Source organism: Caulobacter sp. UNC279MFTsu5.1, from assembly GCF_900114015.1.
In the GTDB taxonomy this organism is placed as follows: Bacteria; Pseudomonadota; Alphaproteobacteria; order Caulobacterales; family Caulobacteraceae; genus Caulobacter.
This window is the reverse complement of record NZ_FORN01000047.1, coordinates 1-24,932: the sequence shown is the minus strand read 5'-3', so window position 1 is coordinate 24,932 and position 24,932 is coordinate 1. Positions and strand designations below refer to the sequence as shown.

The 24,932-nt window shown below is 67.5% G+C and carries 30 protein-coding genes; 24 read left to right on the top strand and 6 right to left on the bottom strand.

Annotated features, from left to right (window positions below; all coding sequences use genetic code 11):
* From BM066_RS21090 to BM066_RS21060, 7 genes are all read left to right on the top strand, one after another.
* Positions 1–2,037, top strand: a complete 2,037-nt coding sequence (locus BM066_RS21090; RefSeq protein ID WP_089930187.1) for a prohead protease/major capsid protein fusion protein — start codon at positions 1–3, stop codon at positions 2,035–2,037.
* Between the two features lie 164 nt (positions 2,038–2,201).
* Positions 2,202–2,543, top strand: coding sequence for a DUF2190 family protein (locus tag BM066_RS21085; RefSeq protein WP_018061354.1), 342 nt, complete (start codon positions 2,202–2,204; stop codon positions 2,541–2,543).
* A gap of 42 nt (positions 2,544–2,585) precedes the next feature.
* Positions 2,586–3,059: a hypothetical protein gene (locus BM066_RS21080; protein WP_018061353.1), complete on the top strand. Its 474-nt coding sequence runs from the start codon at positions 2,586–2,588 to the stop codon at positions 3,057–3,059.
* A gap of 6 nt (positions 3,060–3,065) precedes the next feature.
* Complete coding sequence (locus BM066_RS21075; protein ID WP_018061352.1) at positions 3,066–3,386, top strand: head-tail joining protein; 321 nt, start codon at positions 3,066–3,068, stop codon at positions 3,384–3,386.
* Entirely contained in the window at positions 3,386–4,018 is a 633-nt protein-coding gene (locus BM066_RS21070; protein ID WP_143093783.1) for a DUF6441 family protein, read from the top strand. The genes BM066_RS21075 and BM066_RS21070 overlap by 1 nt, the downstream gene beginning before the upstream one ends.
* Positions 4,019–4,020: 2 nt before the next feature.
* Positions 4,021–4,440 carry a hypothetical protein gene (locus BM066_RS21065; RefSeq protein WP_026176438.1) on the top strand — a complete coding sequence of 140 codons (420 nt, stop codon included), beginning with the start codon at positions 4,021–4,023 and terminating at the stop codon, positions 4,438–4,440.
* Positions 4,441–4,478: 38 nt separating this feature from the next.
* Positions 4,479–5,765, top strand: a complete 1,287-nt coding sequence (locus tag BM066_RS21060) for a phage tail tube protein (RefSeq protein ID WP_089930186.1) — start codon at positions 4,479–4,481, stop codon at positions 5,763–5,765.
* Here the strand turns inward: BM066_RS21060 and BM066_RS26120 are convergent.
* On the bottom strand, positions 5,762–6,808 hold the full coding sequence (locus tag BM066_RS26120) for a hypothetical protein (RefSeq protein WP_143093782.1): 1,047 nt from the start codon (positions 6,806–6,808) through the stop codon (positions 5,762–5,764). The two genes, BM066_RS21060 and BM066_RS26120, sit on opposite strands and share 4 nt — an antisense overlap.
* 80 nt (positions 6,809–6,888) lie before the next feature.
* Between BM066_RS26120 and BM066_RS21050 the strand changes: the two genes are divergently transcribed.
* The 16 genes from BM066_RS21050 (at position 6,889) to BM066_RS20975 (ending at position 22,261) form a co-directional block, all read left to right on the top strand.
* The gene (locus BM066_RS21050) at positions 6,889–7,443 is read left to right on the top strand and encodes a hypothetical protein (protein WP_089930185.1); all 555 of its coding nucleotides are present in this window, start codon (positions 6,889–6,891) and stop codon (positions 7,441–7,443) included.
* A gap of 328 nt (positions 7,444–7,771) precedes the next feature.
* Positions 7,772–10,126, top strand: coding sequence for a phage tail length tape measure family protein (locus BM066_RS21045; RefSeq protein ID WP_177218520.1), 2,355 nt, complete (start codon positions 7,772–7,774; stop codon positions 10,124–10,126).
* A 2-nt stretch (positions 10,127–10,128) separates the two neighbouring features.
* The gene (locus BM066_RS21040; RefSeq protein WP_089930183.1) at positions 10,129–10,800 is read left to right on the top strand and encodes a hypothetical protein; all 672 of its coding nucleotides are present in this window, start codon (positions 10,129–10,131) and stop codon (positions 10,798–10,800) included.
* A gap of 10 nt (positions 10,801–10,810) precedes the next feature.
* The gene (locus BM066_RS21035) at positions 10,811–11,455 is read left to right on the top strand and encodes a hypothetical protein (protein WP_089930182.1); all 645 of its coding nucleotides are present in this window, start codon (positions 10,811–10,813) and stop codon (positions 11,453–11,455) included.
* Complete coding sequence (locus tag BM066_RS21030; RefSeq protein WP_089930181.1) at positions 11,445–11,855, top strand: DUF6950 family protein; 411 nt, start codon at positions 11,445–11,447, stop codon at positions 11,853–11,855. The genes BM066_RS21035 and BM066_RS21030 overlap by 11 nt, the downstream gene beginning before the upstream one ends.
* Positions 11,852–14,665 carry a phage tail protein gene (locus BM066_RS21025; protein WP_089930180.1) on the top strand — a complete coding sequence of 938 codons (2,814 nt, stop codon included), beginning with the start codon at positions 11,852–11,854 and terminating at the stop codon, positions 14,663–14,665. The genes BM066_RS21030 and BM066_RS21025 overlap by 4 nt, the downstream gene beginning before the upstream one ends.
* Entirely contained in the window at positions 14,662–15,069 is a 408-nt protein-coding gene (locus BM066_RS21020; RefSeq protein WP_089930179.1) for a tail fiber assembly protein, read from the top strand. The genes BM066_RS21025 and BM066_RS21020 overlap by 4 nt, the downstream gene beginning before the upstream one ends.
* Before the next feature lie 2 nt (positions 15,070–15,071).
* Positions 15,072–17,849, top strand: coding sequence for a polysaccharide deacetylase family protein (locus BM066_RS21015; RefSeq protein WP_089930178.1), 2,778 nt, complete (start codon positions 15,072–15,074; stop codon positions 17,847–17,849).
* Positions 17,850–17,901: 52 nt separating this feature from the next.
* Positions 17,902–18,384, top strand: a complete 483-nt coding sequence (locus tag BM066_RS21010; protein ID WP_143093781.1) for a hypothetical protein — start codon at positions 17,902–17,904, stop codon at positions 18,382–18,384.
* A 10-nt stretch (positions 18,385–18,394) separates the two neighbouring features.
* Complete coding sequence (locus tag BM066_RS21005) at positions 18,395–19,924, top strand: hypothetical protein (RefSeq protein ID WP_089930176.1); 1,530 nt, start codon at positions 18,395–18,397, stop codon at positions 19,922–19,924.
* Positions 19,925–19,980: 56 nt separating this feature from the next.
* On the top strand, positions 19,981–20,451 hold the full coding sequence (locus BM066_RS21000) for a hypothetical protein (RefSeq protein ID WP_089930175.1): 471 nt from the start codon (positions 19,981–19,983) through the stop codon (positions 20,449–20,451).
* Positions 20,448–20,768 carry a hypothetical protein gene (locus tag BM066_RS20995; RefSeq protein WP_089930174.1) on the top strand — a complete coding sequence of 107 codons (321 nt, stop codon included), beginning with the start codon at positions 20,448–20,450 and terminating at the stop codon, positions 20,766–20,768. Before BM066_RS21000 ends, BM066_RS20995 begins: the two co-directional genes overlap by 4 nt.
* 45 nt (positions 20,769–20,813) lie before the next feature.
* Positions 20,814–21,260, top strand: a complete 447-nt coding sequence (locus BM066_RS20990; protein WP_218150928.1) for a D-Ala-D-Ala carboxypeptidase family metallohydrolase — start codon at positions 20,814–20,816, stop codon at positions 21,258–21,260.
* Positions 21,261–21,301: 41 nt separating this feature from the next.
* Complete coding sequence (locus BM066_RS26695) at positions 21,302–21,481, top strand: ubiquitination-like system serine protease family protein (RefSeq protein ID WP_218150927.1); 180 nt, start codon at positions 21,302–21,304, stop codon at positions 21,479–21,481.
* Positions 21,482–21,624: 143 nt separating this feature from the next.
* On the top strand, positions 21,625–22,041 hold the full coding sequence (locus BM066_RS20980; RefSeq protein WP_089930173.1) for a hypothetical protein: 417 nt from the start codon (positions 21,625–21,627) through the stop codon (positions 22,039–22,041).
* 25 nt (positions 22,042–22,066) lie between these two features.
* Positions 22,067–22,261: a hypothetical protein gene (locus BM066_RS20975; protein ID WP_089930172.1), complete on the top strand. Its 195-nt coding sequence runs from the start codon at positions 22,067–22,069 to the stop codon at positions 22,259–22,261.
* Positions 22,262–22,339: 78 nt separating this feature from the next.
* Here the strand turns inward: BM066_RS20975 and BM066_RS20970 are convergent, their stop codons facing one another.
* Positions 22,340–23,107 carry an SOS response-associated peptidase family protein gene (locus BM066_RS20970; protein WP_089930171.1) on the bottom strand — a complete coding sequence of 256 codons (768 nt, stop codon included), beginning with the start codon at positions 23,105–23,107 and terminating at the stop codon, positions 22,340–22,342.
* A complete protein-coding gene (locus tag BM066_RS20965; protein ID WP_089930170.1) occupies positions 23,107–23,295 on the bottom strand; it encodes a hypothetical protein in 189 nt (62 codons plus the stop codon). The genes BM066_RS20970 and BM066_RS20965 overlap by 1 nt, the downstream gene beginning before the upstream one ends.
* Before the next feature lie 38 nt (positions 23,296–23,333).
* On the opposite strand from BM066_RS20965, the gene BM066_RS20960 reads away from it, so the two are divergent.
* Positions 23,334–23,576: a hypothetical protein gene (locus BM066_RS20960; RefSeq protein WP_143093780.1), complete on the top strand. Its 243-nt coding sequence runs from the start codon at positions 23,334–23,336 to the stop codon at positions 23,574–23,576.
* 212 nt (positions 23,577–23,788) lie between these two features.
* Here BM066_RS20960 and BM066_RS26115 read toward each other — a convergent pair whose 3' ends face one another.
* Genes BM066_RS26115 through BM066_RS20950 form a run of 3 tightly spaced genes read right to left on the bottom strand, consistent with a single transcriptional unit; the run spans position 23,789 to position 24,644 of the window.
* The gene (locus tag BM066_RS26115) at positions 23,789–23,986 is read right to left on the bottom strand and encodes a hypothetical protein (RefSeq protein WP_143093779.1); all 198 of its coding nucleotides are present in this window, start codon (positions 23,984–23,986) and stop codon (positions 23,789–23,791) included.
* A gap of 12 nt (positions 23,987–23,998) precedes the next feature.
* Positions 23,999–24,397 (bottom strand): hypothetical protein, encoded by a 399-nt coding sequence (locus tag BM066_RS20955; RefSeq protein WP_018061177.1) that lies wholly within the window; start codon positions 24,395–24,397, stop codon positions 23,999–24,001.
* Positions 24,390–24,644, bottom strand: coding sequence for a hypothetical protein (locus tag BM066_RS20950; protein WP_255367676.1), 255 nt, complete (start codon positions 24,642–24,644; stop codon positions 24,390–24,392). The genes BM066_RS20955 and BM066_RS20950 overlap by 8 nt, the downstream gene beginning before the upstream one ends.
* Between the last annotated feature and the right edge of the window lie 288 nt (positions 24,645–24,932).

Sequence of the window (24,932 nt, the reverse complement as noted above, 5' to 3'; positions counted from 1 at the left end):
ATGCCGCCGGAAGTTGCCCCCACGATCGCCGCCGACCCGGCGGTCCCCGCCCCTGTCGTCACCCGTCGGGAAACCCGTCTCCCGACCCAACGTCGCGCCGCAGCGCCGTCGAGCTACAACCCCGAAACCCACACCGTCGACCTGACGGCCGCGACGGGCACGCGGGTCCTGCGATGGGGTTGGGATGGCCCTTACCTCGAAGAGCTCGACATGAGCCCGCAGGCGCTGGTCACGACGCGGATCGACGCCGACCAGGTCCCTCTTCTAGACAGCCATAACCGTTGGTCGATTTCCGATCAGCTGGGCGTCGTGGTCGGCGCCCGCATCGAAGGCGGCCAGCTGGTGACGCCGGTCCGCTTCGACCAGGAAACCCCGCGCGGTCGCGAGGCCGAAGCTCGTGTGGCCGCCGGTAACCTTCGTGGCGTCAGCATCGGCTATCGCCCGCTCAAGATGATCCGTTCCGGCGAGGAAGGCGGCGTCCCGATCTTCCTCGTCACCAGCTGGGAGCTGACCGAAGCTTCCCTGACGCCCGTTCCCGCCGATCCTGACGCAGGGATGCGTTCGGCGGACGACCTTCATCCCTGCATCATTGAAATGGAGACCCGCGCCATGCCGCCGGAAGTTGCCCCCACGATCGCCGCCGACCCGGCGGCCCCTGCCCCCGCGCCCGAGACCCGAGCCGCCCCCGCGGCTCCGGCTTCGCCCGCGGCCCCCGCCGCCACCGCGCCTGCGGCTCCCGCCGCCGTGGCGGATGCGAGCGCCGTTCGCATGGACGCCGGCGAAGTCCTCGATTTTGTCGACTTCGCCCGGAGCTTCGGCGTCGAGGGCGAACAGGTGCGCACCTGGGCCACGACCCTGTCGCCGGACGCGGCCCGCCAGGCGCTGATGCGTTCGGCGGCCGACCAGCAGCGGGCCCGTACGCCGCTAACGCCGGCGATGGGCGCGGCCCGCGTCACCGTCGACGAACGCGACACCGCGCGCATGGCCATGGCCTCGGCCCTGCTGCACCGCCACAACCCGGCCAACGAACTGCACGAAGCCGGGCGCGAGTACCGCGGCATGTCCCTGCTGGAGATGACTCGTCGCAATCTCGAGCGGAACGGCGAGAAGGTGTCGGGCCTGGGCCGCCGGGAGATCGCCGACCTGGCCCTGCGCCAGCACTCCACGTCCGATTTCCCGAACGTCTTGTCGAACGTCTCCAACCGCACCTTGCGCGCGGGCTACGAGGCCGTTCCGCAGACGTTCAAGGCGTGGCAGCGCCGGGCGACCGTCCCGGACTTCCGTCAGGTGACGCGCCTGCAGCTGGGCGGCGCGCCATCCTTCCTGCTGGTCCCTGAAGGTGGATCGTTCAAGATGGGGACGATCGGCGAGGCCAAGGAAGTCTACGCCCTGGCCACCTACGGACGGCGCTTCGCGATCACCCGCCAGACGATCATCAACGACGACGTCGACGCCTTCACCCGCATCCCGTCGATGTGGGGCCGGGCGGCCGCCGACTTCGAAAGCGATGCCGCCTATGCGCCGTTGATCGCCAACCCGAACATGGGCGACGGCGTGCCGCTGTTCCACGCCACCCATGGCAACCTGCGCCCCGGAGCGGCGATCTCGGAAGACAGCTGGTCGGACGCCGAACAGGCGATGGCCGCCCAGGTCGGGATCGAGGGTCGCCCGATCTCGGCGACCCCGGCCTGGATGATCGTCGCGCCCAAGGACAAGGTCGCGGCGCTAAAGCTGCGGGGCTCGCCCGTGTCGCAGAAGGCCGGCGCCACCCCGGGCACGACCAACGTCTACGAGAACGCGTTCAACGTGGTCGTCGAGGCCCGGCTGTCGCGCTCGTCGGGCGCCGTGCCGTGGTTCTACGCCGCCGACAACTCTCAGATTGACACGATCGAGTACGCCTATCTCGAGGGCGACGACGGCGTGTTCCTGGATGAGCGCACCGGGTTCGAGGTCGACGGGATCGAGTACAAGGCCCGCCTCGACTTCGCGGTGAAAGCCATCGACGCCAAGGGCATGGGTATGAATCCGAGCGTCTAGCCCGACGGCCTGACATCCCCGCACCTCACGAAGGGCCGTTCCGAAAGGGCGGCCCTTCGTCTTTCGCGAAGATCTCCGGAGCCGCCGGCCGCCAAAGGGCGACGGCTCCCGACGTCTTCGCCGGAGACGCACCCCCGGCACCCTCCAGCAAAGGACCTGAAACCATGAAGACCCAGATTTCCGAGGGTGAAGTCGTCAACTTCACCGTTCCCAGCGGCGGCTGCACCTCCGGCGTCGGCCTGCTGATCGGCGCGCTGTTCCTGATCCCGGTGACCAGCAACGCCGCCGGTGACGTGGCGGCCGGCAAAATCACCGGCGAGTTCGATCACGCCAAGGAAGGCGCGGGTTCGGGCCAGGCCTGGGTGTTCGGCGACGACATCTACTTCGACGCCACCAACAAGCGCCTGACCAAGACCTCGTCGGGCAACACCAAGGTCGGGAAGGTCACCGCGGCGGCCGCCACGACCGACACGATCGGCCGCTTCGTCATCCAGCAGCCGGCCTAAGGGCCGCCTTCTTCGTCCTACCCCCTGAGAAAGGAGAGCCTGATGCGCTCGTTTGTTTCCCACCTGGCGCTCGGCGCCTGCCTGGCCGTGATGGCCGCCCACAAGGACCAGGGCCATGCGGCTCTGGACCCGAAGGCCGCCGACAAGTCGGCCGAGACCTCGTCAGCGGCCAGCGCCGATCCCGTCGTCAAGTCGGATCCGGCCCCGCACCCGCTGCCGGCCGACCAGGTCGTGCCCGCCCCGGCCCATGCCGAACCCGACGGCGCGGCCGTCGGCCTGGCGGCCGGCGCCGACGTCAACGCGCCGACCAACCTGGACGACGCTGAGCATCCGAAGAAAGGCCGCGTCGCCGTCGTTTGGGCCCAGCCGGGCCATGAGATGGTCGCGATCGGCGCGCTGCTGAGCGTGCCCGAGGACGAGGCCGAAGCTCTTCGCGCTGCCGGCCGCGCCCGGTTCGCGTCGGAAGCCGAGGTCGAGGCCGGCGGCGACGCGATCGTCGAGCTGTCGGGCATCTGATCGTCCATGAGCCCGGTCGTCGACCGCAGAGCCCGGCTCCTGGCCGCCGTCTACGCCCAGTGGGGCGAGGATGCGGCCTGGACGCCGGGCGATGGCCCCGACCCGGTCCGCGTCAAGCGCGAGGAAGCCGACGCCGACGTGCAGCTGGGCCAGTCCCGCGTGCGCGTGGACAGCATCGTCCTGCGGGTCCGTCGCTTTGAGGTCAGCGCGCCAGCAAAGGGCGACCAGGTCGCTTTCGTCGACCCGCCCGAAACCTTCACCCTGATCGCCAAGCCCAAGCTCGAACGCTTCGGCCTGGAGTGGATCTGCGAGGCCGCGCGCGCCTGATGCGCATGTCCGCCTCGGCCGATTTCGATTACGCCACGACCGCGCTCGAGGACGAACTGGCCGAGATCACCACGGCCGCGATGGTCGAGGGCACGGCGCTGCTGAAGCGCGATCTACGCGAGAACGTCGAGGCCGCCGGCCTTGGCCGCCGCCTGGCGCTGACCTGGCGCTCAAGGGTCTATCCGGAAGGCGGACGGTCGAGCCTGGACCCGGCCGGATGGGTCTGGACCAAAGCGCCGAAGCTGATCGAGGTCTACGAGGACGGGGCTATGATCCGTCCCACCGGCGGGCGCCACTATCTGGCGATCCCGTCCAAGAACGTTCCCCTGAAGGGCCGCGGCCGGCGCATGACGCCGCTGGACGTCGAGGTCGCCTTCAACCAGGACCTGATCATCCGCCGCGGGCGGGAGCCGGGGACCTGGACCGCCTGGATCAATGCGGTCGCGGCGCGCAATCGTCGCGGTTTCAAGCCCGCCACCCGAGGGCGTCTGAGAGGCGGCCGGCAAAGCCAGCTGGTCTTCATGTTCACCCTCAAGCCCTGGGTGAACGTCCGGAAGCGCCTGAATGGCCGGCAGATCGCCGAGCGGGCGTCCAATCGCATGCCCGAACTGCTCACCAAGCACTGGAGATGACGATGGCCAGCGTTCGCCTGCAGGTCCTCGACCGTGTCCAAGCGCTGGTCGAGACGGCCCTGCCCAACGCCGATTTCCAGCGCAATGAGCCCAAGCCCGAGGACCTGGCCCCGGGCGGCGTGGTCAACATGCGCGACGGCGACCCTGGCCAGCCCGACATCCTGATGTCGCCGCTGACGAAGACCTACAATCACCGGATCTCGCTGGAGCTCGCCCCGCCGGCGGGCGCGGACCCGGTCGTCTGGCTGGACGCCGCCAACACCGCCCTGCGCAACGCGGTCCGCGCCGATCGCACGCTCGGCGGCCTGGCCGAATGGCTGGAAGCTGAAGAGCCCGTCACCGACGATGTCGACCAGCTCGGCGCGCCCGGCGTCGTCTGGGCCGAGATCGGTCTGATCGCCGTCTACACCACCCTCGACTGAACCCGGGCCGAAAGCCCGCTTTTCCTAGGAGACGTCCCATGCGCGCTCGTGGCGCGAACGCCCAAGTGGCGATCGCCTTTCCCTCGTTCTACGGCGGTGTGCCCGGCTCGGGTTTCACCAAGATCCCGTTCTCTCAGATCGCCCTGGGCGAGACCCAGGGCCTGGTCGAGAGCGACGTCCTCGGCTACGGCCGCAACCCGCTCGAGCCGGATCTGGACGTCATCGTCAACGACGGGTCGATCACCGTGCCCGTCGATCAGCGTCTGTTCGGCCTGCACCTGAAGCTGCTGCTGGGCCCGCCTCAGACGACCCAGGGCGTCGCCGCCACCGGCAAACTGACCTTCGCCCTGCAGCCGACTGTCAACAGCACGATCACGATCGGCGGCCAGGCGTTCACCTTCAAGGCCAGCGCTCCGGGAGCCAACGATATCCTAATCGGGGCCACGGTCGCCGAGACGGTCCGAAACACCGTCTGGGCCCTCAATCGCAGCGCCGTGGCCGGCGTGGCGGTCGCGTCCTATTCGACAGACCTGGACGCCGCCGCCGTGACCGTGACCTACGACGCGGTCGGGACCGGCGGGAACGCCATGACGATCGCGGCCGGGACCTCGCCAGCGTCCAACGTCACGGTGTCGGGCGCGACCCTGGCCGGCGGCTCGGCCAGCGGACCCTACAACCACGTCTTCAAGGCGGGCGCCCTCACCCTGCCTGACGCGGCGATCGAGATCGGCATGCCCGACGTGCCGACCTTCGCGATGAACTACGGGGCGATGTACAACACCCTCGCCGTGCCCATGCAGCGCTCGGGCAATCTGAACGCCACGTTCAATATCATCGCACAGGGGGAAAAGCCCCGCACCACGACCAGCGCCGCCGGCACGCTGGCCGAACTGGTCCTGACGCGGTTCTCGCAATTCACCGGCTTCATCGAGCGCGAGGGCGTGCCGCTGGGCAACATCGTCAGTGGCGCGATGAACGTCAGCAACGGCCTGGACAAGGCCGAGGTGATCCGCGCCGACGGCCGGATCGACGGCGTGGATCCCGGCATGGTCGCCGTGACGCCGGAGATCGTCAGCCGGTTCGCCGACATGTCGCTGCTCGACCTGGCCACCGGCCGCACGCCCGTCGACATCGCGTTCGGCTGGCGGGCTGGGCCTGACGCCCGGCTGACCTTCCGCGTCCCCCAGCTGCGCCTGCCAAAGCCGCAACTGCCCGTGACCGGGCCTGGCGGCGTCCAGGGGACGTTCCCCGGCCAGGCGCATCGCAACGCCGCCGGCGACGTCCTGATCGTCACGCTGGTCAACGACGTCGCCAGCTACACCTAATCCTTCGAACCCTCGTCGCTCTTACCCACCATGCGGTTGGCTGCGTCGGCGAGGGTTTTAAGCGCAACCTTGAGGCTGTCGTCTTCAGCTCGATCCAAATCTTTCTGAGCTAAGTCGATGGTTGTCTCACCTTTCCTCAGGATGAAGTTTCGCTCAGTCGCGGCGACATTTTCCAGAATGCGAAGGAGCGTTACGTCAGCGTGGTCTCCCTTGCACATGTCGACGGCGTACATCCTGGATTGGACGTTCGTTAGCTCATTATGGAAATAACGGATCTCACTGAGATTGCGCCTATAGGTGGATAGAAAGAAAAACGCAAACAAACTAGCACCGCTCGAAAGAGCCATTTTCGCGGCAAAAGCTCCCCAATACTTCGCAAAGAGGTATGGCATGGCGGACGTTTCAATTTTGGTAGGCGCTTCCGACGCGCTGCTAACGGCGCTTGCGGCAAGCCAGACCAGAAATCCAATAGCGATCGCAGCAGCTACGACGCCCATCAAGAGGTTCAGGGTAGCTCGCCGCGATTGCGCTCCAACTTCCGCCACTAGTCGCGCGACGATCTGCTCTCCCGGTGACGGCAATGGCGCTTTTGCGGCGATATCGCCTTCATTCTTAGCTGATTGTTTTCGCAAATACTTCAGCAACTCGTCAGTCGCCGCGTCTGCACCAGGATGTTTGAGCTTTAACCAATCATCTATAAGGACAGAGGATAACTCTCTTTCAATATTGGCGCTTCTGGGGCCGACTTTTCCAGAATCCAAATATTCGATCAACTGTCGAATAACTATCACAACACCGACCGCGGCCGACAAAAGCGGAATTGTAAGGAAGAAGATAGAGCTTGAGTTTTCCCGAAGGAAAATTCCAAACAACCGCAGCCTTGGAGACTGGTCTGCCGTGAACACGGTAGACGTCCAGAGGGCGACCGTCACGGCGATCAACGCCATGCCGAGATCTTTAACACCGCGCTCACGCCACGCGCGATTGATCGACTGAAGAAGTTTCTTGAACACACGCGCCCCGCTCAATGCCCGCGCGACCATGCCCCCTCCACTCCCCTCCTACAAGTCACCGGTGCGAGCGGCGCTCGCACCGCGCCCCTTCCTCCTGTCCGAGAGCTCGAATGCGCATTCGCACCAAGGGCGGCCCCGCGCCGCTGGAAATCGCCCTGCCGGACGGCGGGGTCCTCACGCTGCGGCCGTGGGCGTCGGCGGCCAAGGTGGCCGGCCGCCAGGCCTTCACCGAGGCGCTTAACGCCGGGGCCTCGCGCGCCGACGCCGACGTGGCGTTCACCGCCGGGGTCGCCGCCTGGGCTGCTGTCAGCTGGTCGGGGGTTTTCGAGGAGCCGGAGGCTGACACCCCCGAGGACGTCCCGCTGACCCCGCTCGAGATGACGCCCGAGCTCGTGGTGGTCATGGTCACCGAGGATCCGGCGGTGTTCGACGCGATCGACACGCGCTACGTCCTGCCCGGCCTTCGTCAGGAGGCGGAAAAAAACGGATCCGCGCCCTCGCTCGCTGGCGCTGGGCCGGCGGGGGCGCTGAAGACGAGCTCGGAGCGCCCTGGGGCGGACGCGACTACTGCGCCGCCTGCAGCGACGTCGCCTGCGCCGAATGCCCCACCCGCGTCCATGCCTGCCAGACCCAGAAAGCCGAAGCGGTCTGGCGCACGTTCCTGATCGCAGAACGCCAGGTCCGCGTCGGGTTCAACGGCGCCTACGCCCTGGATCTGCCCGCCGTGATCGCCGCGGCCGAAGCGCTGAGGGCCGATCGGGCCCTGGTGCTCGAGCTCTTCCCCGACATCGAACCCTACATCGTCTACGCCTGGAGGCCCCCATGCCCGTCCGACAAGTAGGCTATCGCCTCAAGACCGAAGGCAAGGAAGAGGTCCGCCGCGATCTGGCCGACATCGGCAAGGCCGGCAACGCGTCCGGCGAGGCCGTCGCCGCCGGCTTCGATCGCGCCAGCCGTTCGGTCCAGGGGCTGACCACCTTCACCGACAAGCAGATGGAGCGGTTCAAGCGGATGGCCCAGGCCGCCCGCGAATTCCAGACCGCCGAAGAGCAGCAGATGAAGTTCAACGCGGCTCTGGGCGTCAGCGGCGGCACGGGGCTTCGCGCCAGCGATTTCCTGACCGCTGACGAGGTGGCCGCAAAAAAGAACGGGATGACTCGCCAGCAGAAGGCCGGCGCCGTCAATCTGGCGCGCCAAGGCGCAGATGTCTTCACCCAGCTGTTCAGTGGCGCGGGCTTTGGCACAATCGCCGCCCAGCAGGGCCCGCAGATCCTGGACGCCCTGGCGACCAGCGGGTTCAAGGCCTCGGCGTCGATGGTGGCCGTCGGCGCAGCGGTTGTGGCTACGGCGGGCGGGCTTATCGCCCTGACCGCCGCCCAGGCTAGCTACGAGTCCTCTACCTTGAAGCTTGAAACCGTCGCCCGCGGTCTGGGGGCGGCGGCTGGTGTCAGCGCCGACCAGTTGATGGCCCAAGCCAAGGCCGGCGCCGAGGCAGGGGACATTTCCGTACGTGCCGCGCGTGACATCGCGGCGGCCTTCGCCAGCACTGGCCGGATCGGCAGCGGCGTCATGAGCGACTTGATCGGTCTGAATCAACGTTATGCCCTGACGACTTCGCAGGACGCGGCCGGCGCGACAAAGGAACTGGGCGCGGCTTTCGCTGACCCGGTTAAGGGTGCTGCTGAACTCAACAGCAAGCTTCATTTTCTGAACGCCGCCGAGCAGGAGCATATCGAGAACCTGGCTCGATCTGGCGATCTGACTGGCGCGCAGACCGAGCTTCTAGACAAGCTGAGGGGCGCGCTGGTCAACGCCACGGACGCGACCACGGGCTGGGATCATGCGCTCCAGGCATTGGGGCGAACGGCCTCGAACGTCTGGGACGCCGTTGGCAGGGCCGTCGATCGCGCCGTGACCGGCGGTGATGACGCCCAACGCCTGACTGACCTGCGGGCGATGATCGGTAAGGAGCGACGAAAGCTTGGCGGCGGCTCTGAGCATCTAATCAATGAGGCGCAGAAAGAGATCGACGGGATCTACCAGCGCTATGCGGCGGATATGGATCGACAGCGCACCGCCGCCCTCAGCGAACAGAGTACCGATCGCAAGGCGCTGATCGACAAATACAATCCAAACGCCGTCAAGCTTAACGATCTAAAAGCCGATCGCCAAAACTTGCTGCGTCTAGGCGTCAACGACCCAGCCAGCAAGGCGGCGTTGAAGGAGCTAGACGACCAGATCAAGGCGCTGTCGGCCGGCTACAAGACGGCCGCCGCCCAGGCTGCGGCCCTGAGCAAGGCCCAGCGCGCCGCAGCGGCCGCCGCGCGCAAGGACGCCCGCGAGGACGCCAAGGAGGCCCGCGAGCAGGCGGAGATCGAGCGGCGGAACGAGGATCTTAAGACCCAGGCGCTGCGCAGCCAGCTGGAGATCGCCAAGGTCTCCAATGACCCGTCGGCGATCGACTACGCCGAGCGTCAACTGCGGATCCAGGAGCTGATCACCCAGGGCATGCGCGATCGTCAGCCCTGGGCCGTCGCCTTGGCCAAGGCCGAAGCCCAGGTGGCGGCCGAGATGGTCGCCCAGGCCTCGGCCTTGAGGCGCATGTATTCCGACGCTGAACTGGCCAAGGACCAGTTTCTGACCTCGGCCCAGCGCATGAGCCTGGCTGAGCCGGGCGAGGGTTTCATTCCGTATAACGCGAAGACCGCGTTCCTCGAGGACCTGCGCGTCAGCACGGGCCAATCGTTCCATGACGGCTTGGTGGCCGGGTTCACCGAAGGCGACTTCCTGGATGTATTCACCAGCCGCCTGAAATACGCCGCCGCTACGGCCCTGGCCGACAGCCTGACCAACAGCGCGTTCGGCAAGAAAGACGGCGGCGGGGGTTTCTTCTCCAAGCTTGCCTCGCTCGGCGTCTCGCTGCTAACCGGCGGTGGCGGGGGCAATGGCGACGCCCTAGCGGCCGCGGCGAACGTCCTGGCCGGCAACAACGCCAAGCTGGTGGCCGCCGGCTACGCCAAGGGGACCGATAGCGCCCTGGAGGGCTATGCCTGGGTCGGCGAGGACGGTCCGGAGCTGCGCAAGCTGCGGGCGGGCGACCAGATCAAAAGCCATACGGCCTCGATGGCCATGGTGCAGGCGGCCAACGACCGCTCGATGGCGGCAAGCGGCCCGGTAAACATCTCCGCGACTTACGCGCCCGTCCTGACCGTCGGCGCAGGCGCTGACGCCGAGGCCGTCGGCCGCCTCGAGGCGCGCATGGACGCGATGCAGGCCGGTTTCCGTGAGAACGTGATCGGCACGGTCAATGACGGCATGGCTCGCCGGCAGATCGTCCCGGGGCTCTGAGCATGGCCCTGGTGTTTCCGCGCGCCATGCCATCGGCGGGCGTGTCTCAAGAATATTTCGAGATCCAGCGCGTCGACTACCTGTCGCCCGAGGCCGGTGGGCGGCTGGGCGCGGTCTCGGCCGGCTTCCCGCTGTGGGAAGCCGAATGGAGCCTGCCCACCACGGGCCAGGCCCGGGCCGACGAATGGCGCGCCTGGATCTCGGCCCAGCGCGGCCCGGGGCGACTGTTCTTCGGGGCCGAGCAACATCGCCCCTTGCCGCTGTCTTGCCCCAACGGTTTCGCCGGCATGGTCCGCGCTGGCGGCGGCGCCTTCGACGGCGTGGCGACCAGTTGGTCGGTCAACGGCACGCGCGATGGTCTGACCCTGCAGGGACAGCCCGTCGGCCTCGCGCTGGGCTGGGGCGACTATGTCGGCTTCAAGTGGACGACGAGCGGGGCCCAGCGCCGGGCCCTGGTCCGCGTGGTCGAGCCCGGTGTCGCAAACGGCTCGGGCGCTCTGCTCGTCAGCGTGGAGCCGCCGCTGCCGACCCTGGTCCCGTCCGGCGCCGACGCCACGCTGGATCACCCCGACTGCCTGATGAAGCTGATCCCTGGCGAGACCAAGCTGGGCGGCAAGACGCGTCAGCAGGCGATCAGCGGGTCGTTCAAAGCCCTGCAGCAACTGCTGGACTGAGGTCTCCTTCATGTTCGTCTATCCCGAAGCCGCCCAGGCCGCCCTGGACGACGGCACGGCGCTGGCCGTGGGCGCCGTCAAGCTGGTGCTGACCACGGGGCCATGGTGCGTCTGGGGCGGCCATGGCCCCCAGATCCTGGACGGCGACACCTATGTCGGAATCGGCGATCGCGGCCTGGTCTCGGTCGCCGCCGGCCAGCTGGGCGGCGCCGAGCAGGGCGCGACCCTGTCGCTGTCCGGCGTGGATCCCGACGCTCTGGCCCTAGTCGACACCCTGACCGTTCGCGGCGCTGCGGCCGTGCTTTGGGAGTTGCTGTTCAATCAGACGGGTTCGACCTTGCTGTCGGCCCGGGTTGTCCAGCGAGGCCGCGTCGACCGCCTGACCCTTGAGGACCAAATCGGCGGGGCCTCGACCGTCGCCGCCGCTATCGAGGGCGCCGTGCGGGGCCTTAGCCGCAGCTCGGGTCGGATGCGCACCGACGCCGACCAGCGCCTGGTGGTCGGGGCGGACGGCGGCTTCAAGGCGGTGTCCTACGCCGGCGAGATCACCCTGAACTGGGGCGGCAAGCCGCCGCAACGGGCGGCCTCGGCCCTGCCCAACGCCCTGGTCTCAGCCTTCTACCAAAACACGGGGCTCTCCGGTCATGTCGAGTGAGCTCGCGCGCGACTACGTCGCTCTGGTCGAACTGATCGAGGCGCGGATGCGAGCGCCGTTCGCATGGGGTAAGCGCGCCAACGACTGCGTCAGTTTCTTCGGCGCCGCGATCTTGGCCCAGACGGGCGTCGACCGCCTGGCGGACCTGCCCGATTGGACGACGCAGCGCGGCGCGCTGCGCGTGCTCAAGGGGCTGGGCGGCCTCGAGGCCGCTGTTGACGGGGTTCTTACCTCCGTACCGTTGGCCCTGGCCGCGCGCGGTGACGGTGGCCTGGTCAGCACGGCCACCGGCCCGGCGGTGATGGTGATTGAAGGCGCGACCCTGGTGGGGCCGGGCCCGGCGGGCCTGGTCCGCCTACCCCGCGCGGCCATGCTGCGGGCCTGGAGCGCGGCTGGATGATCCGCCTGTCGCGTTCCTTCCGCCGCTGGCTTGCGGCCGGCGCCTGCGCGTCGGCCCTGCTGTGGAGCCCGGCCCAGGCCAAGGCCGACCCGATCAGCGCTTCGATCGTCGCGGCGATCGGCCTGACCGGCGCGGCCGCCACGGTGGCGACCTTCGTCATCACCACGGCCCTGCAGCTGGCCGGGGCTTTCGCCCTGTCGAAACTGACTGGGCCCAAGCAGAAACAGCAGGAGCGCCAGGCCAGCGTCACCACGCTCAGCGTCGGCGAAAGTCCGCGCGAGGCGGTGTTCGGTCGGGTCTGCAGCGGGGGCTCGCTGGCGGCGGCCGCCAACTTCGGCGGCGAGTTCAATACCGACTGGGAGGTCCTGGAGATCACCTTAGCCGACCACCCGATCGACGCCCTCGAAGGCTACTTCATCGGCTCGGACTACTACGCCTATTCCGCCAACGGCCTGCAGACGGGTTTCAGCGGCTGCCTGGACATCGAGTTCATCAACGGCTCGAACGACGTACCTCCACCGACACGGTTCGCCGGCGCGACCGGCATGGCCTCTGAAGACCGGCTGCGCGGCGTCACCAAAGTCTGGGCCGCCTACAAGGCCAACGATAAGGTTTGGCCGCAGGGTCGACCGTCGTTCAAGTGGGTGTTCCGGGGCAAACGCTGCTACGACCCGCGCAAGGACAGCACCGTCCCGGGCGGCTCGGGCAGCCATCGTTGGAACGCGCCCTCGACCTGGGAGTGGACCGACAACGCCTATGTCTGTCGCTATAACTGGGTACGCGGCGTCTACGCCCGCGACCTGGTCGACCAACCGGAAATGCTGCTGGTCGGGCGCGGCCTGACTGACATCGAGGCCCCGCCGGAGAACGTCTTCGCCCCGGCCAATGTCTGCGACGAACTGGTTCCCCTGAAGGCCGGCGGAACTGAGCCGCGCTATCGCGTCTCCGCCGTCATCCGCGCCGACGAAACCCACGATGAGACTGAGCAGCGGTTCGCCGCGGCCATGGCCGGCGTCATCGTCCAGCGCGAGGGCGGCGTCGAGATCGAGCCCGGCCAGGCCAAGAGCACAGTCGTCGAGATCACCGACGCCGACCTGGTCGTCGGTGAAAAGGTGGTCTTCGATCGCTTCCTGCCGGCCCCGCAGCGGATCAACAGCGTGGTCGGTCGCTACATCGAGCCGGCCCAGAACTGGAGCGATCACGCCGCCCCGATCCGCCGCTCGGTTTTGGACATCCAGGATGATCGTGGCCCGGCCGAAACGCCGCTCAGCCTCGACTTCGTGACTTCCGGGACGCAGGCCCAGCGCTGCGCCGAGATCGAGCGCCGCCTGGCGCGTATGGAGCGCCGGGCGACCATTCCCCTGCCCCCGCGCTTCTCCGGCCTGGAGGAAGGCGACTGGATCGGCTGGACCTCGGATCGCCGCCACCACGGCGGCCGTGTGGTCTACCGCGTCGAGGCCTGGTCTCGCGCGCCAAACTGGCGGCGCACCCTAGCCCTGCGGGAGGTCGCGTCCTCGGCCTACGGCTGGACAGCGGCCACGGACGAAATCACCCCGGGAACCCCGCCGCCGCCCGAACCGGCGCGGCCGGATCCGCTGGCGCTGAGCGGTGTCGACGTCTTCACGGTCAACCTGTCGGGTGACGACGGCTCCAAGGTCCCGGCGATCCGTGCGGTGTGGTCCACCCCCGTGGATCCGGCGGTGCTGGGCGTGCGGGTCGAGGTGCGGGTGCTGGGCGAGGCGGAGGCCGCGCCGACGTCAGCGACCACGCGCGAGGCGATCGACGCCGGCTTCCTGGTAACGACCAACGGCGTGGCGGCGTCGGCCACGCTCGAGGCCCGGGTGATCCCGCTGGCCGATCCCTCGCGTGAGGTTCAGGGCTCGGACTGGACGACGGTCGTCACCGGCAAGTCGACCGCCGGCGGCGCGACGACCGTCCCGTGGAGCGGCGTGGACGACGACGATGGTCAACGGCCCGAGGATGGGGCGGACGTCACGGGCAACCACACCTCGGCTGACACCGCCGCGATCGCCGGCCGGCCGCGCGACGACGTTCTGGCCGACGTTGACCAGACCAAGATCACCACGGCCGAGACGGCCCTGACGATGACCATCGTCAACGGTGAAACCGTCGAGCAAATCAACCAGCTGCAGAACGACGTCAACGGCAACAAGACCTTCATCCAGGACCTGCGCTCGATCGACGGCGAGGGGGTCGGCAAGGCGATCCTGTCGATCAATTCCAACGGCCACGTCGGCGGCACGGTCGCCATGAACGACGGGACGGTGTTCTCGTTCTACGTGGTGGCCGACGAGTTCGGCGTGGTCGGGACCGACGGCGTCGGGCGCAAGGTCGTCTATGTCGACACCGTCGCCGGCAAGATCAAGCTGACGGCCAATGTAGCGATCGACGGCGACCTGACGATCACCGGCACGCTGACCACCCGCACCCTAGCCAACAACTCAGTCACCATTCCCTTGGTTACGACGGGCTCGTCGACCATCAACTGCGACGGGACCGACAAAGAGATCATCGACCACGTCGTGGACCTGACCGACGACGCGACGCTGTTCGTCACCTGCTTCCTGTCGAGCCATTTCCCGAGCGGCGACAAGAACTGGAACGCCGTCCTCTATATCGACGGGGTGGCCGTCTACACGACGGGCGGAGCCAATGGCGAGGCCAACATCCCGCTGGGCGGCGCGCTCTTCTGCGCCGCCGGCGAGCGGGAGGTGAAGGTCACGCTCAATTCCCACAGCAGCGTCAATGTCACCAGCCGGACGCTGAGCTCTCTAGGGCCCATGCGATGAGACAGGTTGTCGCCTTCTACGATCACGAGACCGGCGAGATCACCGCCATCACCCAGGGCCTCCCGGGTTCGATCATCGCCCATCGCCGGCCCTATGTCGTGCTGCCCGAATTTCGGTCCGACTGGGACCTGACCCATGTCGTCATCGACGACCAGCTGGTGGAGCGCGGGTCCGCCGACATGGCCTCTATGGCCCTGACGCGGGCGATGGCGGCGCTTCGCGCGCGTCGCGATGGTCTGCTCCGCAATGAGTTCGACCCGATCCGCAGCAATCCCGAGCGCTGGGATCCGCTGTCGAGCGAGCAGAAGGCCGCCCTTCTGGCCTATCGCCAGGCCCTGCGCGACTGGCCCGACACCGAGGCCGAGCCACTGAACCCGACGCCACCCTCGCCGCCGGCTCTCTGACCATGTCCGACATCTCCGATCTCAACCCGCTGATCACTCGGCTCAACCGGCTCATGTCCAACTGGACAGGCTCGCTGACCAACCTGCAGACCCTGGCGTCGCTACTGACCCTAGCCGGCGGCAAATGGTGGCTGACCAAGGCCGACCTGGACGCCGACCTGTCGGCCGACGCTGGCGTGCCGGGCCTGGTCTATGCCGACGCCGATCCGGACAACAACGGGATCTATGTGAAGGTCGGCGCCGCCACGACGGGTTCGTGGTCGGGGCCGTTCTTCATGTTCGGCTCGACCATCACCCAGGCGATGCTGGATCCGGACGTTTTCGAGTCGTTCCGCGCCGACGTCACCCAGGTGATCGGCCGTCAGGGCGATCCGGTCGACGGTGGCGCGGTTTCGGACGCCATGTACATCCAGGCCCAGCCCGTCAGCCATCCCGGGCCCCTGGGCTGGCTGAAGATCTGGATCAAGGATCCGGGCGACCTGACGATCGCCCGCTACATCGTCAGTGACGACGGGACCCAGATCAAACAGGAGCAGGTCGCGACCGTCACCGTCTCGACGACCGGCCTAAAAACCCTAACCCCCGCCGACTTCGGCGACATGCCGTTCGAGGTTGGCGACCTGGTCGGTGTCGCTGGCGACGGCATGTTCGCCGGCAGCCCCACCCTGCCGGTCGACGCCCCGGGTTGGCGGCAGATCAACGCGGCCCTGACCGACTGGCGGCCGTTGCCGACCCTGCAGACGTCCATTCGCCTGGAATATGGCGTCGGGATCGACCAGCACTACCAAGTCGTCCTCGGCCCGGCTTTCCTCGCCCTGCAGACCCTGGCGGCCGGCCTGGATGCGCGCGCTACGCTCCTGGAGGCCCAAGCCGCCCAGCAATGGGCCGACGTGGTCCAGACGATCGGCAATCCCGACACCCTGGTCACGGGCGCGGGCGTTTCCGACGGCATGTACATTTGGGCGGACCCCTGCGCTCACACCGGCCCGCTGTTGACGTTGGATCTGTTCGCCGTCGACATCGGGACCGTGCAGCTGGCCAAGTGGTCGATCGAGAGCGACGGCAAGCTACATCGCAACGTCCTGATCGACCTGGCCGTGACGGCCACGGGTGAGGTGAACTTCACGCCGGCCGATTTCGGCGACATCATCGTCGCACAAGGTGAGCACCTGGGCCTGCATGGCCTGGGGATCCTGGCGGCGACCAGCGCCACGGCCGACGGGGCCGGCTGGTGGGACGTCAATGCCTACGCCACCCCCCGCGACATCCCCGCGGCCAATGTGGGAAATCGACTGCAGGCCCGGTTCCGGATCCAGCAGCAATACCTGGCCACGACGGCCGAGAAGATCTTCCAGATCGACGCCGCCCTCGCGGCGCTTGCCGCCCAGGTGGCCACGGTGGGTCAAGGCGTCAAGGACACCTTGACGGTCGCCAGCCCGGCGTCGCTGGACGAAACGATCGGGAACCACCAGGCCCCTTTGATCGGCGGCCGAATCCATCAGCGCCTGAAGCGCAGCCTGGGCCAGCGGACCCTGGCGCACCTGGCCACGGTCGCCGACGTCAACGGCACGATCACGGGACTGAGCGACGTGACGGCGGCCGACGCCCTGCTAGGCGCGACGGCGCTGCAGCTGGCCACGACGGGTTCGGGGTCGCTGGTCGCCATCGCGCCGACGGCGGCTGACGCCGTGCCTACCGACGTCACCGGCGGCCTGATCCGGATCTGGTTCAAGCCGATCGCCAACGTCTTCGCCAACATGGACCGCGCGGCGCTGGAGATTTATTCGGCGGGCTCACCGGTCTCGCCGGGGTCTGCCTATCACTCCACGACCAGCGGCACGAATTTCCAGCTGCTGGGCCATCTCAAGAGCCAGCTGACGTCCCAGAATGGCGTGGGGCGGTGGCAGAGCACGACCATTCCGGTTTCGGTGCTTGTCGCCGCGCCCGGAGGCGGGGCCAACCTGTCGGCCATTACCTGGGGTCGCCTGCTGCTTCGCGCCTCAAGCGGCAACAGCTTCACGATCCAGATCGGCAATATCGAGTTCATCCCGAACCCCTTGCCCAAGGGCAAGGTGATCTTGAGCTTCGACGACGGGCACGTGGGACAGTTCACCTTCGCGGCTGTCAGGATGGCCAAGTACGGTTTCCGCGGCATGGCCTATCTGAGCCCGCCAGCGCTGAACATCGGCGTGAGCAGCAGCTATGTCAGCCGCTCGCAGGCCCAGACCATGCACGACCTTCTGGGGTGGCAGTTCCCAGACCAGGCCTGGGATACCGAGACCTTGGGCGACATCCTGGACATGTCGGAGAACGAATTCACCGGCAACCTGGCCGCCCGCCGAAACTGGGACAACGGCATGGGCCTGACCGGCGGCGAACACGGGTCCTATTTCAGCGGCGTCGGGCCGACGATCCTGCAGGCCTATCCCAGCTTCAGGAAGCACTACCGGTCCATGCGGGCGTTCTTTGCTCCGCTCGGCGTCGGTGCGCCAGGGGTCAATCCCATGACCTTCGGTGAGACGTACCCCTGGGGCGACCCGTTCCAGATCCGCGCCCTGAATGGCGCCGGTTTCACCGGCGCGGAAAATGGCGACAAGCTGATCGCCCACGCCCAGCAGGCCGCGACCCACAAGGGCGTCGCCCAGTTTGTCTGGCACAACGAGATGACCTCGGCCGGCAACATCCAGAATGGCTTCCTGCAGCTCCTGGCCTGGCTGCACCAGAACCGCAGCCTCGTCGACGTCGTGACAGAGGAAGACCTTCACTACGGCTACGTCTGAGCCGCCGTCCTGCCCGGCCTTGGCTGGGCTCCTTCACCTCCGGAGATGCTACATGACCCTCGCCCTCGTGCGAGCGGCGCTCGCATGCGCCCTCGCCTGTTTCGCCGTACCCGCCGCCGCCCAGCAGATGAGCGTCGGGACCGGGAAGAAGCCGTCTACCTATACCGCCGTTTCAGTGATCGATCCGATCACAGGCGTGGCGACGACGCCCGCGCCGGCCTATGGGGCCAGCGGCGTGCCTCCGGTAACAGCCAGCCTCACGGCGCCGGGCAACACGTCGGCGCTGCCGGCGGTCGCCGGCCGGCCGATCAACGTCAGCATCACGGGCACCGCCAGCGGTTTGTCTGCGCGCCTGACGCGATCGTTCGACGGTGGCGCGACCTGGTTGCCGCTGACCGTCGCCGGCCAGCCGTACGCGGTGTGGACCGGCAACATCTCCGAACAGGCCTGGGTCGAGACCGAGGCCGGCGTCCAGTTCCGCGTCGAGGTCGCCGCCCTCGCGGCCGGGACCGCGACCATCCGCATCTCGCAATAAGGGGGCTTCCATGAAGACCATGCTTCGGCGCTTCGGCGTCCTCATCGCGGCGCTAGCCTGGTTGGTCGCGCTGCCTCAGCTCGCCTCGGCCCAAGGGGTCGATGTCGTCGCGCGGGGCCTGGCGGCCCAGGCCAGCGCCAACCTGCCAGGCTCGCGCCTCCAGACTTTCGAGGTCCCGCCCGGCTTGGGATGGGATCAGGCCACCTATCCGATCACCCCGACCGCACGCCAGATGGCCGACGGGACTTGGGTCGGCGACGCCGGCCTGTCGGTCAAGGGCCTCTTCCCCGGTTACGCCTCGTGGCCGACCTACTATGTCAACGTCAACACCGGGAACAACGCCAACGACTGCCTATCGTTCGCGTCGGCCTGCAAGAGCCTCTACCAGCCGCTCGTCAAGGCGGCGGCGGCCAGCCAGACCTCGATCTACATCAAGGCGCAGTGCGGCGTCGGCGTCGAGTTTGACCGCAACAACGGCTTTACTCTTGGCGGTGTCGTCACCACCATCCAGAACATCAACGTCCTGGCCGAAGCGATCGGCGGCCGATGCACCGTGGGGGCCATCCAACCGGCCCTTACCTGGACCGCGTCGGGTGACGGCTACACCGCCCCGCTGTCGACGACCGTGACCCGAGTGTTCGACAAGCTGGCCCGCGACCGGTTCGGAAACTACGTCGAGTTCAAGAAGCAGCTGACCCAGTCGTCCGCCCTGACTGGTATGGACACGTGGTCGCAGATCTCCAACGTCATGGCGCTGCGGCGCAGCGACGGCCTGGCCCCGACGGCCGCCAACACCTTGGTGCTGGTCAGCACCAAGAACGTCTATCTTGACGGCGCTAACCAGATCAATTTCGCCCTGACGGGCGCGACGCCGGCCGACGGATTTGACCTAGTCGGCGGTGACGCCGCGGCCTTCCGTGTCGCCTTCACGGGCGGCGTCGGCGGTCCGAAAGTCGTCATCGCCCTCGAAAATTGCTCGCTGAAATACAGCGGGACCACGGTCGCCAGCGGCGCCGTCGGAGACTACGCGGTCGAGGGCGTCAACGGCCTCTCCTATGTCAACAACTGCACGATGGGGGCCAGCGGTCGAGACGCGACCAACCAGCACAACGCGCTTGGCGCGGACTCTTCCGTGCTGTGGAACAACGTCACCGCCTACGACACCGGCAAGATCTCGATCTACGACAGCAACAACCTGGTCACCGGCCATGACGCCATGAAGATGGTGATCATCTGCGCGCGCGGATCGGCGGCTCGGGGCGTGTCGGCCCACTTCATCAACACGGTCAAGGTGGCGATGTTCTGCCCGCAAATCAGCGGCAGCCTCGGCGACCTGATGAACACGGCTGGCGGCAACAACCCGACCGAGTTCAAGGCCGAGGACAATGTCGAGGCCTGGATCGACGAGGGCAACCTGAAGCCGACGGCGTCGTCGGGCTACGGGATCCTGCTTTCCGGAGCGGCGAAACTGCATCTGCGCAACACGCCGGTGTTTGGGAAGACCGTGATTCAAGGCACGGCGACCGTCGACGCCTACTAGGCCTCAAATCACCACCAGCGACCAGGTCCTCGGGGCCAGGAGGGTAGGAGCGTGCAGTGGATTTTCCCACGGCGATCGAGAAGTACTGGACGCAAGCCGCCGGCGTCGCGGCCGCGATCGGCGCGCTGGTCAAGATGTGGATCGACGCCCGGGCCAAGAGGCGCACGGACGCTGTCGCGGCCGCTGCCGCCCGCCAGGTCGCGAAGCTCGACCTGGCGAGACTGGCGCGCGAAGCGGCCGCCGAGATCATCCAGACGCTTCGCGAGGAAGTCGATCACTGGACGGCCGAGGTCGACAAGCTACGGCACGAACTGGCCGAGGCGCGCCAGGAGCACGCCCGAATGATCGTCAGCAAGGAAGCCGAGATCTCGCTGCGCGACGCCCGCATCCGCGAGCTCGAGGCCAAGGTCGGCGCCTATCGCCGGATCCTGCTTGAGCATGGCTGGCGCGACCCCGAACCCCTGACCTTCGACGCGCTCGAGGTCACCGCAGACGGCCACTTGAAGCCCATGGGAGATCCTGGATGAAACGAGACTACGAAACCCTCGACGCGGTCGTCGTCGTCGGCTGCATGGTGATGGTGTCCGGCATGTTGGTCGGCTTCTTCACCGTCAAGCTGGAGGACAGCATCACGCCGGTCCTCTCCAGCCTGGCGACGGCCATCCTTGGCGTGCCGATCGCCTACGGCGCGTTCCGCTGGGGCAACAATGTCGGGGCCAAGCACGCGGCCGAGGCGGCGGCCGAGACCAGCCGCACCGCCACCGGAGCCTTGGCCCAACTGGCCGGCGCCAATGCCCCCCTACCAACCGCGCCGCCGGCGGATCCATCGGCAGCGCGAGACTGACGCGAGCGGCGCTCGCATCCCTGCCCATTTTTCTTGGAGATCTCCATGACGCAGCTGAGCGAGCACTTCTCGCTGGCCGAACTGACCGTGTCCGAAAATGCGCGGCGGCTTGGCCTGAGCAACACCCCGCCGCCCGACATCCTCAAGCGACTGACGACCACGGCCGAGCATATGGAGCGCGTGCGCGCCCTGCTGCTCGGCCAGGCGATCCATGTCTCGAGCGCCTATCGCTCGCCGGCGGTCAATCGCGCCGCCGGCGGCGCCAAGGCCAGCGCCCATATGTCGGGCTGGGCCGTGGACTTCACCTGTCCCGACTTCGGGCCGCCCCTGCTGGTGGCTAGGCGCATCGCGCTGTCGGGCCTGGCCTTCGACCAGCTGATCCATGAATTCGGCCGCTGGGTTCATATCAGCTTCGACCCGGACAATCGCGGCCAGGTGCTAACGATCGACGCCCAGGGAACGCGTCCTGGACTGCTGCCGGTGCGGCCATGAGCGCGCTGTCTCCGATCTTGCGCCAGGCCGGCGAGGGTACGTTGTTCTTCTACTGTCCGGGCTGCAATCAGACCCACCAGGTGCGGATCGGCCAGGGTGACGGGCCGCGTTGGGGCTACAACGGCAATCGCGACAAGCCGACGTTCACCCCGTCGCTTCTGATCCGCTCGGGGCACTACGTCGGAGGCGGCCAGCCTGGCAATTGCTGGTGCGATTATTAAGAGCGCTTAGGTCGACCGCCGCCCGGCTCCGGCTTCGCCTGCGGCGTCTGCCATTCGTTCATCATCGACGGTCGGATTCAGTTCCTCGCCGACTGCACCCATGCCCTCGCCGGCCAGACCGTCGACCTGCCGGAGTTTCCGGAATGACCCTCGCCCCGCCCTGGGTCGTCCCCGTGGTCGGGACGGTCGTGGCGATCGCCCTGATCGGCGGCGCTTACGGCTGGGCCCGTCACCAGGGGGTCGCGGCCGAGAAGCCCAAGACCGAGGCGGCCGCCGACGCCGGCGCGGCCGCCAACCTCAACACTGAAGGCGCCGAGGCCGCCGGCGACGCCGTCTCGGCGATCGCCGGCGTCGATCGCCGACTGCAGGAGATCAACCATGCCCTCGACCTCGAGGCCGCGCGCGACGCGGCTGCTGACGCGCCTCTGCCTGCTGGCGTCGTCGATCGGATCCGCCGTGGCGATGAGCGGGTGTGCTCATCTGTTCCGGCCCTCTGCGCTGAACCTAGCGCCGCCGGCGAAGGCGGAGGCGGGAACCCCGCCCCGAATCGAGCTTCCTGACGACGTCAAGCGACCGGCGCATCTGATGGCGCTGCCCACCGCTCGCACGCCCACCCTGGTCGACCTCGAGGCCGTGGCGCGCGATCGTGGCGCTCAGCTGGCCGTCAGCGAAACGCGCCGGGCCTCGGCCGTCGCCTTGCACCAGGCTGAGCACGACCTCGAGGACCGCTGGCTGGCCGAGCGTCGCCGGCGAAATCGCCCCTGGTGGAAATTCTGGTGATCCGACGTCCGGCCCCTCTTCCCTGCCCCGTGCAACCTTAGCCCCCCGGCGCTCCAGCGCCGGGGGGGCTTTTGCGTTTCAGCCTGTCTCGGCTTCCACCTTCGCCGGCGAAGCGACGACCTTCAGGTCCTCCGCCGGCAACGACCGTTGCAGCTGGACGGCCTCGGACCATGGCGCGGTGAGCCAGGTCTCGACCTCCTCGGCCGAGCGCAAGAACACCGGCATGGCCTTGCTGTGATAGGGCGCTACCACGGCGTTGGCTTCGGTCGTCAGGAAGCCGTACAGGTCGCATTCTTCCCAGCCGTTCTTGACCTTGCGTACGCAGGCCCAGGGCGTCCAGACGCCGGCGAAATAGGCCAGCGGACGATCGTCGCTCTGAGAAAACCAGATCGGCTTGTACATGCCGCCAACCTGGTCGGGCTCGCTGAAGGCGGTGATCGGCACGACGCAGCGGTTCTCGATCGCCTGCCATCGCCGCCAGTGCGGGCTTTCAAGGTTGCGCAGATTGGTCACGCCTTCGTCGCGCTGCATGCGTAGCAGCTCGGCGTAGTCGTACGCCTGGCCCTTCTTCGTTAGGGCGGCGACCTTCTTTTCGACCGCCTGTTTTAGCACGAACTGCGGCGACGGCATTCCCCAGCGGGCGAAGTGAATTTCGTCGGCTCCGTCGGCCCCACGCCGCACGATCGGGGCGCGGTAGTCCGGATAGAGCGTGGTCGACCAGGTCAGATCGATATTGGCCTGCTCGAACGCGACGCCGCCAGGCAGGGTCAGGTGGCGGTGCAGAAGATCGTCGTGGGCCTTGGCCCAGCCGAACAAATCGTACTTGAGCTCATAGACGTTGCACATCAGGGCCTCTTCCAGATCTTGGCGTGCCACCAGCCGCGCGGCGCGTGGATCGGGTCGCCATGGTCGATATAGACTTCCGCGTAATAGGCCTCGGCGGCCCGTACCTTGATCCCTTCCGGCGTCGGGCCTTCGCCGTGCAGCTCCGCGTCAGGCGGCCGATCGGGCCGTTGTCGGCCGACTTCGCTCATGAAAGCGAGCCTATGCGAACGTGGCTGGCGCGACTAGCGTGGCCGTCATGCCTATGGATGAGATCGAAAAGCGCGTGTGCGCCCTGGAGCTGCTCTGGATCGAGGCGGGGGCTTGGATGGATCCGAGCGTGCTCGAGGACGCCGCCCATTCGATCCGCGACGGTCTGAGCGATCCGGTGGGCGACGACGACGCCGAGATCCGCCGCCAGGCGTTGTCGATCATCGAGGACGCCCAGAAACGCTTTGTCGGCCATGGCTGGGTGCTCCGGCCCAAGCGTTGACCAGGCGGTCGAGGATCTCTTCGGCGATCTGTTCCGGCCGGCGCCGGCCGATACTGGTGCGGCCGGATCCGAAGGCGCTCGTAACGCAGACATCCTTGCCTTCGCGCGCCCAAATCCCCGACCAGGTCTGTCCGCGGGTCTTGATCCGGAAGGTATGTCCATAGGGCGTAAGCATGGGACCTCAACGAGGCCGCCGGCGAGAACGCTCCGACTCACCGTTTCTCCCCCGAGATCTGGACTTTCGGCGGCCCCTTGGCGCCGCAAGCCGTACAGCGCACCGCCGTGCGAAGATCGTGCGGCCGCACCCAGGGTCCGACCTTGGCCAGGATGACGCTGCTGGGCCAGGTCACACTGTAGCCGCAAGCGCACCAGATGCGCAGCGACGCCAGCCGCCCGGTGCGTGGATCCATGTCGGCCATCGATCAGCGCTCGGCCGGCGTCCACGCCAGGCCGACGTCGGCCGGCATGATTCCGGCGTCCAGCAACGCCTCGATCAGCCAGGCGCGTCGCCGGGTCGCGTCGGCCCGGTCGAACCCGTCCTGATAGCCGCCCTGCATCAACCGGATGATCGGCATGGGACCGCCGCACCCCCGGATCGGGCAGACGACCGCCCGCTGGATCCGATCGAGCGGCCAGGCAAGGCGCACCCGAAGCTTGGATCCCAACATCTCCCGCCGTCCCCAGGTGCGCTCCATGCCGCAATATTGGCACTTGAACCAAACGTCGTGGCCCAGCTCGACGCAATCGATCAGCAGGGTCGACGCCACCTCGTCTTTCAGCGCGGCCGCCTTCCGGCGGTCGCTGGCGCTAGGCTCAGGCATTGGCCGGCCCCTCCACCTGGCGCACCGCGCGCCAGTAGTTCCAGGGGAGGCCCTCGACCAGTTCCATCTCGAACCACGCTTCGTCGCCCTCGAAGGCGGGGACCTGGTCCGGCCCAACGAACCCGGCCGCCGACCTTCGGCCCCCGCCTGTGTTCTGGGGAAAGGTGAAGTGCAAGGTCCGGTCCTGGAATTTGACGCGGGTCAGCTTCTTCACGCCCCGCTGGTAGACGCGAGGCGGTCTAGGCACGCGCGGGTTCGCGCGCTGATGGGCGCGTGGGGGTGACATTGGCGGCTCTCGATGTTCCGCTAATGTTCTCATCCTGACGACCGAAAGAGTCAACGGCCGATGCGAGCGGCGCTCGCAAACGGTCGCTTTCGCCGCAGGCATTCCGGGAACCATTCTGGGATCCAACGCCCGCGCCGACGCCGCGAAGCATGCTGCTAAACCGGCGTAAGGTATTGATTTTTATGGAAGAAAAGGAATGGTGGACGCGACAGGGATTGAACCTGTGACCCCTACGATGTCAACGTAGTG

Coding starts and splice junctions, on each gene's coding strand:
- BM066_RS21090 (WP_089930187.1), top strand. CDS start 1: ATGCCGCCGGAAGTTGCCCCCACGATCGCCGCCGACCCGGCGGTCCCC.
- BM066_RS21085 (WP_018061354.1), top strand. CDS start 2,202: ATGAAGACCCAGATTTCCGAGGGTGAAGTCGTCAACTTCACCGTTCCC.
- BM066_RS21080 (WP_018061353.1), top strand. CDS start 2,586: ATGCGCTCGTTTGTTTCCCACCTGGCGCTCGGCGCCTGCCTGGCCGTG.
- BM066_RS21075 (WP_018061352.1), top strand. CDS start 3,066: ATGAGCCCGGTCGTCGACCGCAGAGCCCGGCTCCTGGCCGCCGTCTAC.
- BM066_RS21070 (WP_143093783.1), top strand. CDS start 3,386: ATGCGCATGTCCGCCTCGGCCGATTTCGATTACGCCACGACCGCGCTC.
- BM066_RS21065 (WP_026176438.1), top strand. CDS start 4,021: ATGGCCAGCGTTCGCCTGCAGGTCCTCGACCGTGTCCAAGCGCTGGTC.
- BM066_RS21060 (WP_089930186.1), top strand. CDS start 4,479: ATGCGCGCTCGTGGCGCGAACGCCCAAGTGGCGATCGCCTTTCCCTCG.
- BM066_RS26120 (WP_143093782.1), bottom strand. CDS start 6,808: ATGGTCGCGCGGGCATTGAGCGGGGCGCGTGTGTTCAAGAAACTTCTT.
- BM066_RS21050 (WP_089930185.1), top strand. CDS start 6,889: ATGCGCATTCGCACCAAGGGCGGCCCCGCGCCGCTGGAAATCGCCCTG.
- BM066_RS21045 (WP_177218520.1), top strand. CDS start 7,772: ATGGAGCGGTTCAAGCGGATGGCCCAGGCCGCCCGCGAATTCCAGACC.
- BM066_RS21040 (WP_089930183.1), top strand. CDS start 10,129: ATGGCCCTGGTGTTTCCGCGCGCCATGCCATCGGCGGGCGTGTCTCAA.
- BM066_RS21035 (WP_089930182.1), top strand. CDS start 10,811: ATGTTCGTCTATCCCGAAGCCGCCCAGGCCGCCCTGGACGACGGCACG.
- BM066_RS21030 (WP_089930181.1), top strand. CDS start 11,445: ATGTCGAGTGAGCTCGCGCGCGACTACGTCGCTCTGGTCGAACTGATC.
- BM066_RS21025 (WP_089930180.1), top strand. CDS start 11,852: ATGATCCGCCTGTCGCGTTCCTTCCGCCGCTGGCTTGCGGCCGGCGCC.
- BM066_RS21020 (WP_089930179.1), top strand. CDS start 14,662: ATGAGACAGGTTGTCGCCTTCTACGATCACGAGACCGGCGAGATCACC.
- BM066_RS21015 (WP_089930178.1), top strand. CDS start 15,072: ATGTCCGACATCTCCGATCTCAACCCGCTGATCACTCGGCTCAACCGG.
- BM066_RS21010 (WP_143093781.1), top strand. CDS start 17,902: ATGACCCTCGCCCTCGTGCGAGCGGCGCTCGCATGCGCCCTCGCCTGT.
- BM066_RS21005 (WP_089930176.1), top strand. CDS start 18,395: ATGAAGACCATGCTTCGGCGCTTCGGCGTCCTCATCGCGGCGCTAGCC.
- BM066_RS20995 (WP_089930174.1), top strand. CDS start 20,448: ATGAAACGAGACTACGAAACCCTCGACGCGGTCGTCGTCGTCGGCTGC.
- BM066_RS20990 (WP_218150928.1), top strand. CDS start 20,814: ATGACGCAGCTGAGCGAGCACTTCTCGCTGGCCGAACTGACCGTGTCC.
- BM066_RS20980 (WP_089930173.1), top strand. CDS start 21,625: ATGACCCTCGCCCCGCCCTGGGTCGTCCCCGTGGTCGGGACGGTCGTG.
- BM066_RS20975 (WP_089930172.1), top strand. CDS start 22,067: ATGGCGCTGCCCACCGCTCGCACGCCCACCCTGGTCGACCTCGAGGCC.
- BM066_RS20970 (WP_089930171.1), bottom strand. CDS start 23,107: ATGTGCAACGTCTATGAGCTCAAGTACGATTTGTTCGGCTGGGCCAAG.
- BM066_RS20965 (WP_089930170.1), bottom strand. CDS start 23,295: ATGAGCGAAGTCGGCCGACAACGGCCCGATCGGCCGCCTGACGCGGAG.
- BM066_RS26115 (WP_143093779.1), bottom strand. CDS start 23,986: ATGGATCCACGCACCGGGCGGCTGGCGTCGCTGCGCATCTGGTGCGCT.
- BM066_RS20955 (WP_018061177.1), bottom strand. CDS start 24,397: ATGCCTGAGCCTAGCGCCAGCGACCGCCGGAAGGCGGCCGCGCTGAAA.